The following is a 14,284-nucleotide window of genomic DNA, read 5'->3' as shown; positions in this document are numbered from 1 at the left end:
GTGTCAGCTTCTTTCTCGTAGCCAAGGTCCGCTGAGGGCCGCAGTGACCGTTCGCGACGTGTGGAAGCTGAAGACCGCGGAGGCCCGCTATGCATTGATCGCGAACGGCTATATCGACCGAACTTCAGCCGTTCAAAGCGGTATCGCGACCGTCCCTTCATGGCCGAACTCTGCCTGAGGGTGGTCACCGCGCACAACCCCATTCGGTCATCCGACACCCTCCGTTCCAAATGGCAGCTTCGGACGTACAGCGGCCTTTTCTCTTTTTGTCGTCCGTTAAGTCGTCGGCCATTGCTGCGTTTCGCCGAACCGCCCGACATATTGGCTATAGCCTTCTAAACCGATGTGGGACACTCCAGTCCGTCCAAAAAAGACTTTCATCTCCACCGGATGGACAGGGGGACACGGCGCTGTCAACTGCTCCCAGCCAAGCAGTTCATCAGCACACTGCTTCGACGCCAGCAGCGGCATCTCCCTGCCAGAGTGATTCATTGGGATAAGTAGACGGGCGGCACTATGGCATGCCTTGTGCTGTCAACTGTGGCGGCGAGAGCCAAATTGCTCTGCCTCATTCCAAAACTCGACCTTAGAGCAGCCGCATGACAGCAAGAAACCACCACGAAGCATCCCCGCTTTCACGCGGCACCGACTATCAACGACTGGCATCGAGATTCAGGCCGATCTTTGAGCGGATCGAACAAGGCGCCCTTGAACGCGAGCGCACACGCGCACTGCCCTACGAGCAGATCGTATGGCTAAAGGAAGCCGGGTTCGGCGCGGTGAGAGTACCAGTCGAGTACGGTGGCGCTGGCGCGTCCTTGCCGCAACTCGTGCAACTCCTGATCGAACTGGCGGAGGCCGACTCGAGCTTGCCGCAAGCGTTGCGCGGCCACTTCGCCTTCGTCGAGGACAGGCTTAACGCGGCACCCGGTGACACCAGGGAAAAATGGTTCAAACGCTTCGTCGCCGGCGAAATAGTCGGCAACGCCTGGACGGAAGTGGGCGCAGTGAAGATCGGTGATGTGATCACGCGTGTGTCGCGCTACAACAATCAATGGGTCCTCAACGGCACCAAGTACTACAGCACGGGGAGCATCTTTGCCGACTGGATCGACGTGTATGCTCAGCGCGATGACAACGGCGCAGACGTTATCGCCGCAGTGAGCACGCATCAGTTGGGTGTCAGGCAAAGCGACGACTGGGACGGCTTTGGTCAGCGCACTACGGGCAGTGGTACCTCGGTATTCGAAAACGCTGTGGTGGATGAAGAGAACATCATCGACTTCTCCACGCGCTTCAAATATCAGACGGCGTTCTATCAACTCGTACTGATCGCCGTGATCGCGGGCACGGGGCGCGCGGCATTGCGCGATATTTCGCAGGAAGTACGCCAACGCACCCGAGTGTATAGCCACGGCAACGCCCCACGTGTCAGCGATGACGCCCAGGTGCAGCAGGTAGTGGGACAAATCGCGGCACGTGTATACGCTGCGGAGGCCACAGCGCTGCGCGCGGCGGAACCCGCGCAGCAGGCATACGAAGCGCGCTTCGGTACGGCCCCGGACACCGAACAGAACGCCAACGTAGCAGCCGAAATTGAATCGGCGAAGGCACAAGTGGCTGTCGCGGGACTGATTCTGCAAGCGACGACCGACCTGTTCAACGCGCTCGGCGCGTCGGGTGTCAGTCAAAACAAACTATTGGACCGTCACTGGCGCAACGCGCGCACCGCGGCATCGCACAATCCACTGATCTACAAGGAACGGATCGTGGGCGACTGGGAAATCAACGGTAAAGAGCCGCCTTTTGTCTGGCAGATCGGAAACAGCCGAACGGCCGCTTAGTCCGCCGCCTCGCCACTCAGCGTGACGCGGACTGGCCACGAGGCCAGTCGGCTTCGACTTATCGTGGACACGCCTTTCACAACACGCCGGCTGACTACTTTTGCGCCGAAATCTGTTTCGCCCGGATCAAGCGTGCCCGCAACACATTACGGCTGATACCCAGTAACCTCGCAGCCTGAATCTGATTTCGATAGCAGAAGTCGAATGCCACGCGCATCACAGTATCTTCGATCTGTTCGAACAGGTTGCCTTCGGCATGATCGAACAGCTGACGCAGCGCTTCCTCCAGCCCTTCGATCGGCGCTGTCGACGCTGGCTTGTCGCCCGTTCGCCGCGACGCATGCATCCCGAACGACGACATCTGCAGATCGCCCTCACCCAGTGAATCGTCGCGGCACACCAGCAACGCGTAGTGGATGACATTCTCGAGTTCACGGATGTTACCGGGCCAACTATGTGCCAGTAACTTTCGTTCCGCGCGCGCATCGATACCGACCGGGCCGTAGCCCAACCGATTCCGGTACTCATCGATAAAGTACCGGGCGAGCGGCAGGATGTCTCCTGGCCGCTCGCGTAGCGTCGGCACGGCAAGATGCACAACATTCAGACGGTAGAACAGGTCCTCGCGGAAATGGCCCGCGGCGACGGCGTCCTGCAGATGCACATTGGTGGCGGCCAGCACACGCACGTCGATTGGAACACTCCTGCGCGAGCCGAGCCGCACGATTTCCCGTTCCTGCAGCACACGCAGCAGCTTGACCTGCATCGACAGCGGCAAATCGCCGATCTCATCGAGAAACAGTGTTCCACCGTTAGCCGCTTCGAACCAGCCGGGTTTCGCGCAGAACGCGCCGGTGAATGCGCCCTTTTCGTGACCGAACAACTCGCTTTCTACCAGCGACTCGGAAAACGCTCCGCAATTGACAGCCACGAATGGGCCGTCCTTACGGACGCTGAGGTTATGCACGTGGCGAGCGATCAGTTCCTTGCCGGTTCCTGTTTCGCCGATCACCAGCACATTGGCTTCACTCGGCGCCACCATGCGAATACGCTCCAGCAATGCGACTGATTTAGAGTCCGAAAAGATCTGCGCGGTGGCACGAATGGAGGTGGTGAGCGTGCGCTTGTCGGGCAAGGTCAGCAAGGGCGGCGCTTCCGATCGCGCGAGGGCCGACAGGTCCGATAACATGGGATTGAGTGAATAGTTCATGAATAGAAACTCGGCGTCGGATATCGTTGCGTCAGCGTCCATTCGCCAATTTCGCGAAGCTTGTAGGCGAGTGGATCATGGAGAGTATGGGTGCGCAGATTTCGCCAATGGCGATCCAGCCGCAGAGCGCCGTGCGTCGCGCGCGCTCCCGCCACGTCGAACATGCGGGTACAGATACTGAAGCCGATTTCGGTGGCGGCGACTTTGGCGGTGGCCACTGCCAATGCCACTTCGCCACGCTCGGTTTCGGTCAGCGCGTCTTCGCGGGCCCAAGCGGCGTCGAACCGGTCTGCCGCGCGGTCGGTCAATAGCCGCGCCGCCTCGAGCCCCGCCCAGAACTCGCCGTACTGCCCAAGAATATAAGGATCCGCAGACGTAGTTTGCACTCCCGACGTATGCCATGGCCTCGCTTCATGCAGCGTATAGTGCCGCGCATCGTTAAATGCGCTTTCTGCGATACCCAGATAGATATTCGTCAGAATCAGTTGTGCGAGCAAAGGACGAAGGCACGCGAAAGGCGTCGACAGCGGCCCGGGCTCGGTCAGAATTTCATGTGTTTCCACCCGCACTTTTTCCAGCGTCACGGTGCCGCTATCCGTCTGACGCTGGCCGATGTTGTTCCAATCCTCCCCCACCGAGATACCTGTTCGCCCGGTCGGTATGGCGGCGACCAGCAAGGTCCCGCTGTCCACGTCTCGCGCGGACGCAATCAGCATTTCGGAGTCGAGCGCGCCGGAACAAAAGCTTTTCTGTCCGCTGAACTCCCACCAGTCGCCGTACGAGTGGCTTACCGCCCGTTCGTCGAGCGGGTTCAACGCATTGCCCCAGAACCATTGGCGGCGTGCCGTCTGTTCAAACCAGGCCTGCCACTGCGGCGGCGAACCGAACAGGCGTACTGTAGCCAGCATCAGATGGTGAAAACCGAATACATGCCCGAGTGAGCTGTCAGCCCGGCCCAGCGTGCGCACCACGTCAAGGGTGTGCCGCCAGTTGGCGCCGAGGCCGCCATGCGCCTCAGGAATGCTCATCGCCAGAAGACCGCTGGCGCGCAATGCGTCCCGTTCGGCCTTGGGCGTTCCGCCCTGTGCATCGCGTTCCGCGGCGGTCGTCGCAAACTCCACGGCCAGGCGCTGCGCGATCTGCAGCGGCGTATCGGCGACGCGGGATGCCTCCGTGTCCGGCAGTACGTAGGTCGAACTCATAGGAATAAAGACACTCACTGCGCTCCGTGCTGGCGTGAATCATTATTTATCGGCCGACGGACGTTGAACGACGTCGATCCGAGTTGCTTCGTCAGCGACATATTCTGACGATCCGGCACAAGGTTCGATGCATTTTGTTGTGGTATGCAAAGCCGAATTGCTGATTACGCAGCAGCATCGTTATCGGCGCTGCCTCTGCGCCAGCACCCAATCACCCGACGCTTCCCAGCGCAGACGTCTCGGAATACTGAAAGCCTGTGCGCGCCTCTCCAATACGCGGCGCTGCTGCTGGAGCAGCAGCGCCGCGTCCACCCTGCTTCGCCAGCTTCATACGTCAGCCTGCAATGGTTCCATGCCACCGCGATATACGTCGGCGAATTCGGCGCAAACGGTTATGCCATTTGACTCGGCGCTCGATCGCGTCGATTGGCACCTTCAGCGTCAGTCTGAGGTTTTCCCAAAAAAGCAGGATGGCATGGTCCTCGCTAAACAGATTGCACTCCAGATTAATTCGCAGCCAATTGAAAGGATTGTCCGAATGAGCAACAGATTGAAAGTCGTCGCCGTCTCGGGAGGATTGCAGAGGCCGTCACGAACTCTCGTCGTGGTGGAACGCGTGCTCGCCGAGCTCGGTGACGCGATACCGGTTGATACGCATCTCGTCGAGCTGGGGCAGATCGCCTCGCGTCTCGCGGGCGCGGTTCATCGCACGCAGGTTCCGGCCGACGTGGAAGCCCACATAGCGGCTATTGAATCGGCCGATCTGCTAGTAGTGGCGAGCCCGGTTTATCGGGCGTCGTACACGGGGCTCTTCAAGCATTTATTCGATCTCGTGCATCACGAGGCGCTGTTCGATGTGCCCGTTCTGCTCGCCGCGACCGGCGGCAGCGATCGTCACGCGCTCGTCATCGATCATCAACTGCGTCCGCTGTTCAGCTTCTTTCAGGCGCGCACGCTGCCGATCGGCGTATATGCGTCCGAGGCGGATTTCAGCGGCTACGCCATTTCTAACCCAGTACTGGAGGAGCGCATTGCTCTCGCGGTATCACGCGCGTTGCCTTGGCTGCATGCGGGCCGACTTCCCGTTTCGCTTCCGCAAGCTTCCGCAGCGGCTGCATAGACCTTTCACTCCACTATCAGGAACACCATGAGCCAGAATCCATCTCACGACAACGCCGTCAAGTTCGCCTACTGGGTGCCCAACGTCAGCGGCGGATTGGTCGTCAGCACGATCGAACAGCGCACCGACTGGAGTCTCGAGTACAACCAGAAGCTCGCGCAGACCGCGGAGCAGGCTGGGTTCGACTATGCACTGAGCCAGATTCGCTTCACCGCCGGCTACGGCGCCGAATATCAGCACGAATCAGTGTCGTTCAGTCAGGCCCTGTTGCATGCGACGACCCGGCTCAAAGTCCTGGCTGCGATTCTGCCGGGTCCGTGGCATCCCGCCGTGGTGGCCAAACAACTGGCGACGATCGACCATATTTCGAACGGGCGCATTGCGATCAACGTCGTGAGCGGCTGGTTCAAGGGCGAGTTCACCGCGATCGGCGAGCCGTGGCTCGAACACGACGAGCGCTATCGCCGCTCGAAAGAATTCATTCAGGCGCTCAAAGGCATCTGGACGCAGGACAACTTCACCTTCAGGGGTGACTTCTATCGCTTCAACGATTACACGCTGAGTCCTAAGCCGGTCCAGAAGCCCCATCCGGAGATCTTCCAGGGGGGGAGTTCACGCGCCGCGCGCGACAACGCGGCCAGCGTGTCCGACTGGTACTTCACCAACGGCAATACGCCGGAGAACCTTAAAACGCAGATCGACGACATCCAGGCCAAGGCAGCGAAGAACAATCACAAGGTGCGCATTGGTGTGAACGCCTTCGTGATCGCACGCGATACCGAAGAAGAGGCTAGGGCCGTGCTCGCCGACATCATCAAGCATGCGCATGTCGAAGCCGTGCATGCCTTCGGCGACGCCGTCAAGCAGGCCGGCAAGGCTTCGCCTGAAGGCGAAGGCAATTGGGCCAAGTCGAGTTTCGAAGACCTCGTGCAATACAACGACGGCTTCCGCACCAATCTCATCGGTACGCCGCAGCAGATCGCCGAGCGCATCGTCGAATTGAAATCGGTGGGGGTGGATCTCGTGCTGACCGGCTTTCTCCATTTCATCGAAGAAGTCGAATACTTCGGCAAACGGGTGTTGCCGTTGGTGCGCGAGCTCGAACGCAAACAGCAGGCCAAGGCGGCCTGATCATGACAAGCGCTCAGCCGTCGACACTACCGGACTGGCTGCGCCATCAGGCGCAGCAGAGGCCGCATGCCATTGCGTTGCGCCACAAACAGTTGGGCGCATGGCACACCTTGTTGTGGCACGACGTGACAGTTGCGGTCGAGCAACTGGCCGCCGGCCTCGCACAACGCGGCTTTACGGCAGGCGACGCGCTGTTGCTCGTCAGTCATCCGCGCGAGGAGGCGCTGTTGCTGTCGCTTGCCGCGCAATGGAACGGCGGTGTGGCCATACCGCTCGATCCGCAAACCGCTGGCGACGCGTTGCGAGCCATCCTCACGCACCTCGCCCCGCGCTTCGTGTTCGCCGAAAACGACAGCCAGGTGGACAGTCTGCTCGCTCATGAAGGATTGCGCGTGATCGACGCCAATCCGCGCAATCTGACGCCTCACCCGCATCCCGCAGTGACCGACTATCGCGCCTTGTCGATCGGACATGAAGGCAGCTTCTCCGCCACCGCTAGCCCGCACGATGACGCCTTTGCCTTCGTGCGTATTGATACCGCTGGACAGCTCGTTGCCCAGCGTTTCACTCATGCGACTCTGGTCAAAGAGGCACGGCAACTCGTCGCTGCGGAGCAATTGACTGCCGACGACGAAGCGTTTGCCGCACGCGCATTCGCCGCGGCTTCCCAGGCGCGCTATCTGATTGCGCCATGGGTGCTGGGCGGCTTCCGTCTGAATTTTCCGGAGTCGCTTGCTACCCGCGACAACGATCGCCGCGAACTCGCGCCGACGCTGGTTGCCGGCACGCGCGAAACCTACGCCCGGGTGGCCCAGCTCGTCGACGACCGCCTGCCGGGCGCACGCTCATGGCGTCGTCGCCTGATCAACAGGGGCCAGAGCCAGCAAGGTGGTCCGCTCGCGCTCATGTTGACGTGGTGGTTCATCACGCGTCCATTGCGTGAAGTGATCGGCTTTTCGCGCACGCGTGCCGCGCTCGTCATTGGGCCGCCGCTCGACGAGGCGACCGGCGCGCTGTTCGCAGCGTTACATGTTGACGTGCGCGCGTGGCCCGATAGCGGCGAGTGGCGACGCGTCGACCAGCCGCATGAAACTGCGACCGGCCCGCGCTACGGGACGGACGGTGTGGCGCAACAACCGGCGTATTGAGGCATGACCCAACATTCGATCACGACGTCTTCCAATGCGCTGCTGTCACTCGATCACATTTCGCTGTCGTTCAAGGGCGTGAAAGCGGTCACCGACATCAGCTTCGCGGTGCGCACGGGTGAAATCTGCGCATTGATCGGACCGAACGGCGCGGGCAAAAGCTCGTTGCTCAACGTCATCAACGGGGTCTATCAGCCGCAGCATGGCAGTGTGCATTTCGACGGCCGCACCTATCGGCGGATGAATCCCTATCACGCGGCGCACAACGGCATCGCCCGCACGTTTCAGAACATCGCGCTGTTTCGCCGGATGAGCGTGCTGGACAACGTGCTCACCGGCCGCAATCTGCATCGGCGCAGCACGTGGCTCGAACAGACGCTGAACATCGGCCGCGCGCGCAGCGATGAAAGGGCGCAGCGCCGCTATGCCGAGGTCGTGCTCGACGCGCTCGACCTGCAACGTTATCGCCATACCACCGTCGGCACATTGCCGTACGGCGTGCAAAAGCGCGTCGAACTGGCTCGCGCGCTCGCCGCCGAGCCGCGCCTGCTGCTGCTCGACGAACCGATGGCCGGCATGAACGGCGACGAGAAACGTGCGATGGCCGGCTACGTGCTCGACGCCAATACGCAATTCGGCGTGACGGTCGTGCTCATCGAGCACGACATCGGCGTGGTGATGGACCTGTCGGATCACGTGGTCGTGCTCGACTACGGCAGGAAAATTGCCGACGGCGCCCCCGCCGACGTGCGCAGCAACCCGGACGTGCTAGCCGCCTATCTCGGCACCCGTCATTGAGAGACCGGACAACATGGGATTTTTCCTCGAAGTACTCGTCGGCGGCTTGCTGGCGGGCGTGATGTACTCGATGGTCGCGATCGGCTTCGTGCTGATCTACAAAGCGTCCGGTGTATTCAATTTCGCGCAGGGGTCGATGGTGCTGTTCGGCGCGCTCACCTACGTGAGTCTGGTCGAGCGGCATGTGAACCCGGTGCTCGCGTTCGGCGCGACGCTCGCGGCACTCGTGGTGATTGCGTTGCTGATCGGACGTCTTGTGTTAAGGCCGCTGGTCAATCGCCCGCCCATTGTTCTGTTCATGGCGACGCTGGGTCTGAGCTTCATTCTCGAAGGCGCGGCCCAGTTGTTCTGGGGCGCTCAGGTGCACGGCCTGGATCTGGGCATCGACGACAAGCCGCTGAACGTCGGCGGCGTCATGATCAGTCAGTTCGACATCTTCGCCGCGGCGACCGCCGGCGTGCTCGTGATCGGCTTGTCGCTGCTGACTAGCCGCACACGGCTCGGCCTGTCGTTGCGCGCCGTCGCCGACGACCCGCTCGCGGCACTGGCGATCGGCGTGCGGCTGCCGCGCGTGTGGGCGATCGTATGGGCGCTGGCAGGCTTCGTCAGCCTCGTGGCGGGGCTCCTGTGGGGTGCCCGGCTCGGCGTGCAGTTCTCGTTGTCGCTGGTGGTGCTGAAGGCGCTGCCGGTGCTGATCATCGGCGGATTTTCGTCGATTGGCGGGGCGATTGTCGGCGGTCTGCTGATCGGCGCGTCGGAGAAACTCGCCGAGGTGTATGTCGGCAGCCTGCTTGGCGGCGGCATCGAAAACTGGTTTCCCTACCTGCTCGCGATGCTGTTCCTGCTCGCGCGGCCGGTCGGCTTATTCGGCGAACCCGCCGTCGAACGCGTGTGAGGTCGCCGATGTCATCCGCTCCCCGCCCTGTGAACGCGCCGCGCGAGTTAAAACCGCGCAGTTTCAAACCCCGCGGTTTCAAACCCTATTCGCGGCGCTCGTTGCTGCTGAAGATCGGGCTCACGGCCATGCTCGCGTCGATCGCGTTCGTCGTCGTACCGGTATTCGGCAACGACTATTGGCTCAACGCGATTCTGATTCCGTTTCTCGTGCTGTCGCTCGCCGGCCTGGGGTTGAACCTTGTCACCGGCTATGCGGGACAACTCTCGCTCGGGTCAGCCGCGTTCATGTCGATCGGCGCCTACGCCACTTACAACCTGGTCGTGCGCGTGCCGGCGCTGCCGCTGGCCGTCGACCTGCTGCTCGGCGGACTGATCACCGCCGTTGCCGGCGCGCTGTTCGGCTTGCCGAGTCTGCGCATCAAGGGCTTCTACCTGATCGTCTCGACCCTCGCCGCGCAGTTTTTCGTGGAATGGATCTTCACGCGGGTCAGCTGGTTTTCCAACGACGATACCTCGGGCGTCCTGAGCGCGCCGCGTCTCACGGCATTCGGCTGGAAAATCGACACGCCCGCCGCCCGCTATCTGCTCGTACTCGGTGTCGCTTCGGTGCTGTTCGTGCTGGCGGCGCGCCTCGCGCGCAGCGAACTCGGCCGACGCTGGATGGCCGTGCGCGACATGGACACGGCGGCGCACGTGATCGGCATTCCGGTCGGCCGCACCAAGCTGCTCGCCTTCGCGCTGAGTTCGTTCGTGATCGGCGTGGCAGGCGCGCTGTGGGCGTTCGCTTATCTGGGCACCGTCGAGCCGCACGGCTTCGACCTCGATCTGTCGTTTCAGGTGCTGTTCATCATCATCATCGGCGGCATGGGCAGTATCGGCGGAAATTTTCTGGGGGCGGCGTTTATCGTGCTGCTCCCCATTCTTCTCTCGCACGCGGCCGGTGCACTCGCTGCCGTCGGTATCGAAGCCGGCCAGTTGCAGAACCTGCAAAAAATCCTCTTCGGCACGCTGATTATCGTTTTTCTCATCAAGGAGCCCGACGGCCTCGCAAGACTGGTTCAGACCGCGTGGAATCGTCTGCGCGACTGGCCGTTGCGTGCGTGACGCCGGGTTCTTCCCTCCTCCTTCGCAACTCCACTTATCTATTCAAGGTTCGCTCAGTATGAATTTCATCGACTCCCTCAAACGACGCGGGACGGTATCGCGCGTGGCGGCTATCGCCAGTTTGATGCTTGCTCTGACCGCCGCGTCGGCGCCCACCGCGCGGGCCGCCGGCGAAGAATACTTCCCGCTGCAAAGTTATCGCGTCGGCCCGTATGCGGCCGGCGGCAGCGGCTTCTTTGGCGGTTTCATCGACTACATGAACCTCATCAACAAACGCGACGGCGGAGTCAACGGCGTCAAGCTGACGTGGAGCGAGTGCGAAACCGAATACGTCGTGGAAAAGGGCGTGGAATGCTACGAACGGCTCAAAGGCGGCCTGAACGGTGCGCCCGCGGCGGCTACCAATCCGCTTTCGGTCGGCATCGCCTACGCGACGCTCGACCGCTCCACCGCCGATAAAATTCCGCTGATCACGATCAACCACGGCCGCACGGATTCGACCGACGGCGCGGTCTTTCCGTACGTCTTCCCGCTGCAACTCAACCCGTACAGCGAAGTCTCCGCGATCGTCAACTACATCGGCCAGCAATCCGGCGGGTTGAATCAGCTCAAGGGCAAGAAGATCGTGGTGCTCTACCACGGTTCTCCTTACGGCCGCGAAACGATTCCCGTGCTGGACACGCTGTCGAAAAAATACGGCTTCGAACTCACGCAGATCGAAGTGCCGCATCCCGGTAACGAGCAGGGCTCGCAGTGGCTCACCATTCACCGGATCAATCCCGATTGGGTCATCCTGCGCGGTTGGGGCGTGATGAATCCGGTGGCGTTGAAGTCAGCGCAGAAAGTGGGCTTTCCGGCCAATCACATCATCGGCAACATCTGGAGCAATTCCGAGGAGGATGCCCGCCCGGCAGGCGACGCCGCGAAGGGTTTCATCTCGATCACCACGCATCCTTCGGGCACCGACTTCCCCGTCATTCAGGCGATCAACCAGTATGTGATCAAACCGGGTAACGGCAACCTCAAAGACCCCGCGCGCTTCGGCACGGTCTACTACAACCTCGGTGTGGTCAACGGCATTCTCAATGTTGAGGCGGTGCGCGTGGCGCAAGCCAGATTCGGCAACAAACCGCTTACCGGCGAACAGGTGCGCTGGGGCTTCGAACATCTGAATCTCGACGACGCACGTCTCAAACAATTGGGCGCTTACGGGCTGGTTCAGCCGCTGAAACTCTCGTGCTCCGATCACGAAGGCGGCGGCGCGGTCCGCTTCCAGCAGTGGGACGGCCAGCAATGGAAGGTCATCAGCGGCTGGGTGCAGGCGGATCGTGCGCTGCTGCGGCCGATCATCGAGAAGTCGGCGAATGCGTACGCCAGGGAAAAAGGCATTACCCCGCGCGATTGCAGCAAGGATCTCTGAGCATGAGCGCCGCCCCGATTCTGCAGGTCGACGACATCGCCGTCACCTATAGCCAGCTCATTCCGGCTTTGCGCGGCGTTTCGCTGACGGTGCCCGCCGGCGCCATCGTCGCGCTGCTGGGCGGCAATGGCGCGGGCAAAACCACCACGCTGAAGGCCATCTCGAGCCTAATACGCGCAGAACGGGGCGAGCTGACGTCGGGCCATATCACGTATCGCGGCGACTCGATCGGCAACGCCGATCCGTGGACGCTCGCGGCGCGTGGTCTCGTTCAGGTTCTGGAGGGACGCCGCTGTTTCGCGCATTTGTCGGTTGAAGACAACCTGCGGCTCGGATCATTCGTGCGACGGCCGACACGCGGCGATCTCTCGGCGGATCTCGATCGAATCTACGAAATCTTTCCGCGCCTGAAGGAGCGCCGCCTGGCGCTCGCGGGATACACGTCGGGTGGAGAACAGCAAATGGTCGCGATCGGCCGTGCGCTAATGGCGCGGCCTGCGCTGGTCTTGCTGGACGAGCCTTCCATGGGGCTCGCTCCGCAAGTAGTCGAAGAAATCTTCGAGACCGTGGCGGCCCTCAATCGAGACGACGGCGTGAGTTTTCTGCTGGCGGAACAGAACGCGGCGATTGCATTGCGCTATGCACAGTTCGGCTATGTGCTGGAAAGCGGCCGGGTGGTCGCGCAAGGCACCGCACAAACACTGCTCGGCCTCGACACTTTGCGGGACGCCTATCTGGGAAGCAGCAAAGCTGATGTCGACGGAGCCGCGAGAGGATCTCGTCGTTTGCAGGCTTAGCTCACGACCTCATTCAAACCCACCGCGGTATGATGGACTTTACGACCCAACGTCCTTTAGGGGATTGAAGATCGGCAACAGGGTCGCGCTTTCAATCGCAGGCCCATAAGGTCGTGCGCACTCATCTGCACGTGGCTCGTTGTCATATCGAGAATATCTTCAATATAGATGTTCGGCCCCCGATCAAACCCGGATCTCTCTAACGGTTGTACGGTGTCTAGCGTGCCACCGCTTCGAGTGCTTTTCCGCATACATCATGGAGTCGGCTCGCGCGACAAGTTGGTCGAACGATTCATCTTCGGCCAGATCGCGGCTTGCTTCACCGACGCTGTAGCTGATCGGGTAGCACCTGCCGCCGTTCCGGTTCATGGCCACGGTGCTTTCATCCATGCGCGACATGGCAATTCTTGCTTTGGCCAGATCGTCGTGCATGACAACAGCAAATTCGTCCCCACCAATCCGCGCAACGATATCGGAACCGCGAAATGTGTTGCGAAGCAACGTCGCTACATCCACCAGGAAACACGATCCGGCTTCGTGACCGAAACTATCGTTGACCTGCTTCAGACCGTCGAGATCGAAGAACAGAACAGTCAGAGGGGACCGGTCTCGTCGCGCCTGCAGCACAGCTTGCTCGCCGAGCAGATTGAATCCACGGCGGTTCAGTACCCCTGTCAGTTCGTCGGTCAGCGACATGTCGCGAAGATCGCATTCGAGCTCATTGATCCGCCCCGCCATCAGGATGACCAGGCCGAACAACGCGATTGAGATTACGGACGCGCTGAGTGCCGCTGCGTAGGGTGCGGATAGCCAGCCCTGCCGGGTGGTGTACGCGCTGCCGCTCACCATCAGGAACGGCAACAGAAGCGCGAATGGCATAACGGTTCGTGCAATGCGGCTGCCGATTCCGATTCCCAAAAGAACAGAAAAATGGCCGCTCTCTGCCCGGCGCCCAACTTTGACGAAGACCAGTAGCGCCATACAGGCGAGGGTATGAGGCGAGGTCCGCGTGTCGGCTGATTCGCCGAAAAACCTGGCTGCCCCAAAACAGTACCCGGCGAGTATCACCAGCGTCAGAACCACCATCGCGACGGTGAGCATGTCGACCATGTTGGAGATTTGGCTTTTGCGAGCTCGGACAAACAGCAATGTCGTGCCAAGCAGGATAAAAAACACCGACGTCTGCAGGGCCATGCGTCCGGACATACTCGATGTCGGGTCGGCAGCCAGCAGTGTGTCGATGCCGCTCGTCCATCCGGTCAGATGCTCAAGCAACACCGATCCGGAGATAACGACAATCGCCCCGGCGAAAACGCGGCCCAACATCAGATGACGGGACGTCTGCCTGTTTCGGGACAGCGCCAGACTGCCCGCTCCAAGCAGCAGGCACAGGGCGGTATTGATCTTCATCAACGACCAGCCATGGGGGAGAAGCTTAGCCAGCGCGGGAATCAGCCAGGCACAAAGCACGGTTCCCGCGGTTAGTGTAACGAGCACGAGGGACACCATCTGCATGGAGGCGAGCCGGTCAAGGATCTTCAGGTCAGGCCGACTGGAAAATATTTTTAATGAGTCGGCTGTAGGCATTGGGATGACATCGCTGGGAGGGAACT

Annotated in this window: 12 protein-coding genes; 9 read left to right on the top strand and 3 right to left on the bottom strand. The window is 61.1% G+C overall.

What is annotated here, in order from left to right:
* Positions 1 to 599 precede the first annotated feature (599 nt).
* Positions 600 to 1,844: an acyl-CoA dehydrogenase family protein gene (locus PQQ51_RS32425; protein WP_408501280.1), complete on the top strand. Its 1,245-nt coding sequence runs from the start codon at positions 600 to 602 to the stop codon at positions 1,842 to 1,844.
* A gap of 94 nt (positions 1,845 to 1,938) precedes the next feature.
* Here the strand turns inward: PQQ51_RS32425 and PQQ51_RS32420 are convergent, their stop codons facing one another.
* Entirely contained in the window at positions 1,939 to 3,054 is a 1,116-nt protein-coding gene (locus PQQ51_RS32420) for a sigma-54 interaction domain-containing protein (protein ID WP_408501283.1), read from the bottom strand.
* Complete coding sequence (locus tag PQQ51_RS32415) at positions 3,051 to 4,256, bottom strand: acyl-CoA dehydrogenase family protein (RefSeq protein WP_408501279.1); 1,206 nt, start codon at positions 4,254 to 4,256, stop codon at positions 3,051 to 3,053. The genes PQQ51_RS32420 and PQQ51_RS32415 overlap by 4 nt, the downstream gene beginning before the upstream one ends.
* A gap of 538 nt (positions 4,257 to 4,794) precedes the next feature.
* Between PQQ51_RS32415 and msuE the strand changes: the two genes are divergently transcribed.
* The 8 genes from msuE (at position 4,795) to PQQ51_RS32375 (ending at position 12,671) form a co-directional block, all read left to right on the top strand.
* The gene (gene msuE, locus PQQ51_RS32410; RefSeq protein WP_408501282.1) at positions 4,795 to 5,376 is read left to right on the top strand and encodes an FMN reductase; all 582 of its coding nucleotides are present in this window, start codon (positions 4,795 to 4,797) and stop codon (positions 5,374 to 5,376) included.
* Between the two features lie 27 nt (positions 5,377 to 5,403).
* Entirely contained in the window at positions 5,404 to 6,507 is a 1,104-nt protein-coding gene (gene sfnG / locus PQQ51_RS32405) for a dimethylsulfone monooxygenase SfnG (protein ID WP_408501278.1), read from the top strand.
* Between the two features lie 2 nt (positions 6,508 to 6,509).
* On the top strand, positions 6,510 to 7,655 hold the full coding sequence (locus PQQ51_RS32400; RefSeq protein WP_408501277.1) for an AMP-binding protein: 1,146 nt from the start codon (positions 6,510 to 6,512) through the stop codon (positions 7,653 to 7,655).
* Between the two features lie 3 nt (positions 7,656 to 7,658).
* The gene (locus PQQ51_RS32395) at positions 7,659 to 8,453 is read left to right on the top strand and encodes an ABC transporter ATP-binding protein (RefSeq protein WP_408501276.1); all 795 of its coding nucleotides are present in this window, start codon (positions 7,659 to 7,661) and stop codon (positions 8,451 to 8,453) included.
* Positions 8,454 to 8,466: 13 nt separating this feature from the next.
* Positions 8,467 to 9,348: a branched-chain amino acid ABC transporter permease gene (locus PQQ51_RS32390; protein ID WP_408501275.1), complete on the top strand. Its 882-nt coding sequence runs from the start codon at positions 8,467 to 8,469 to the stop codon at positions 9,346 to 9,348.
* Between the two features lie 128 nt (positions 9,349 to 9,476).
* Entirely contained in the window at positions 9,477 to 10,454 is a 978-nt protein-coding gene (locus PQQ51_RS32385) for a branched-chain amino acid ABC transporter permease (protein ID WP_408501281.1), read from the top strand.
* 58 nt (positions 10,455 to 10,512) lie between these two features.
* Entirely contained in the window at positions 10,513 to 11,874 is a 1,362-nt protein-coding gene (locus PQQ51_RS32380; RefSeq protein ID WP_408501274.1) for an ABC transporter substrate-binding protein, read from the top strand.
* Positions 11,875 to 11,876: 2 nt separating this feature from the next.
* Positions 11,877 to 12,671 carry an ABC transporter ATP-binding protein gene (locus PQQ51_RS32375; RefSeq protein ID WP_408501273.1) on the top strand — a complete coding sequence of 265 codons (795 nt, stop codon included), beginning with the start codon at positions 11,877 to 11,879 and terminating at the stop codon, positions 12,669 to 12,671.
* Between the two features lie 183 nt (positions 12,672 to 12,854).
* Here the strand turns inward: PQQ51_RS32375 and PQQ51_RS32370 are convergent, their stop codons facing one another.
* Positions 12,855 to 14,258 carry a GGDEF domain-containing protein gene (locus PQQ51_RS32370; RefSeq protein ID WP_408501272.1) on the bottom strand — a complete coding sequence of 468 codons (1,404 nt, stop codon included), beginning with the start codon at positions 14,256 to 14,258 and terminating at the stop codon, positions 12,855 to 12,857.
* Positions 14,259 to 14,284: the final 26 nt, after the last annotated feature.

The organism is Paraburkholderia xenovorans, from assembly GCF_046030735.1.
In the GTDB taxonomy this organism is placed as follows: domain Bacteria; phylum Pseudomonadota; class Gammaproteobacteria; order Burkholderiales; family Burkholderiaceae; genus Paraburkholderia; species Paraburkholderia xenovorans_A.
The sequence above is the reverse complement of the archived record's forward strand: the minus strand, read 5'-3'. Positions and strand labels throughout refer to the sequence as shown.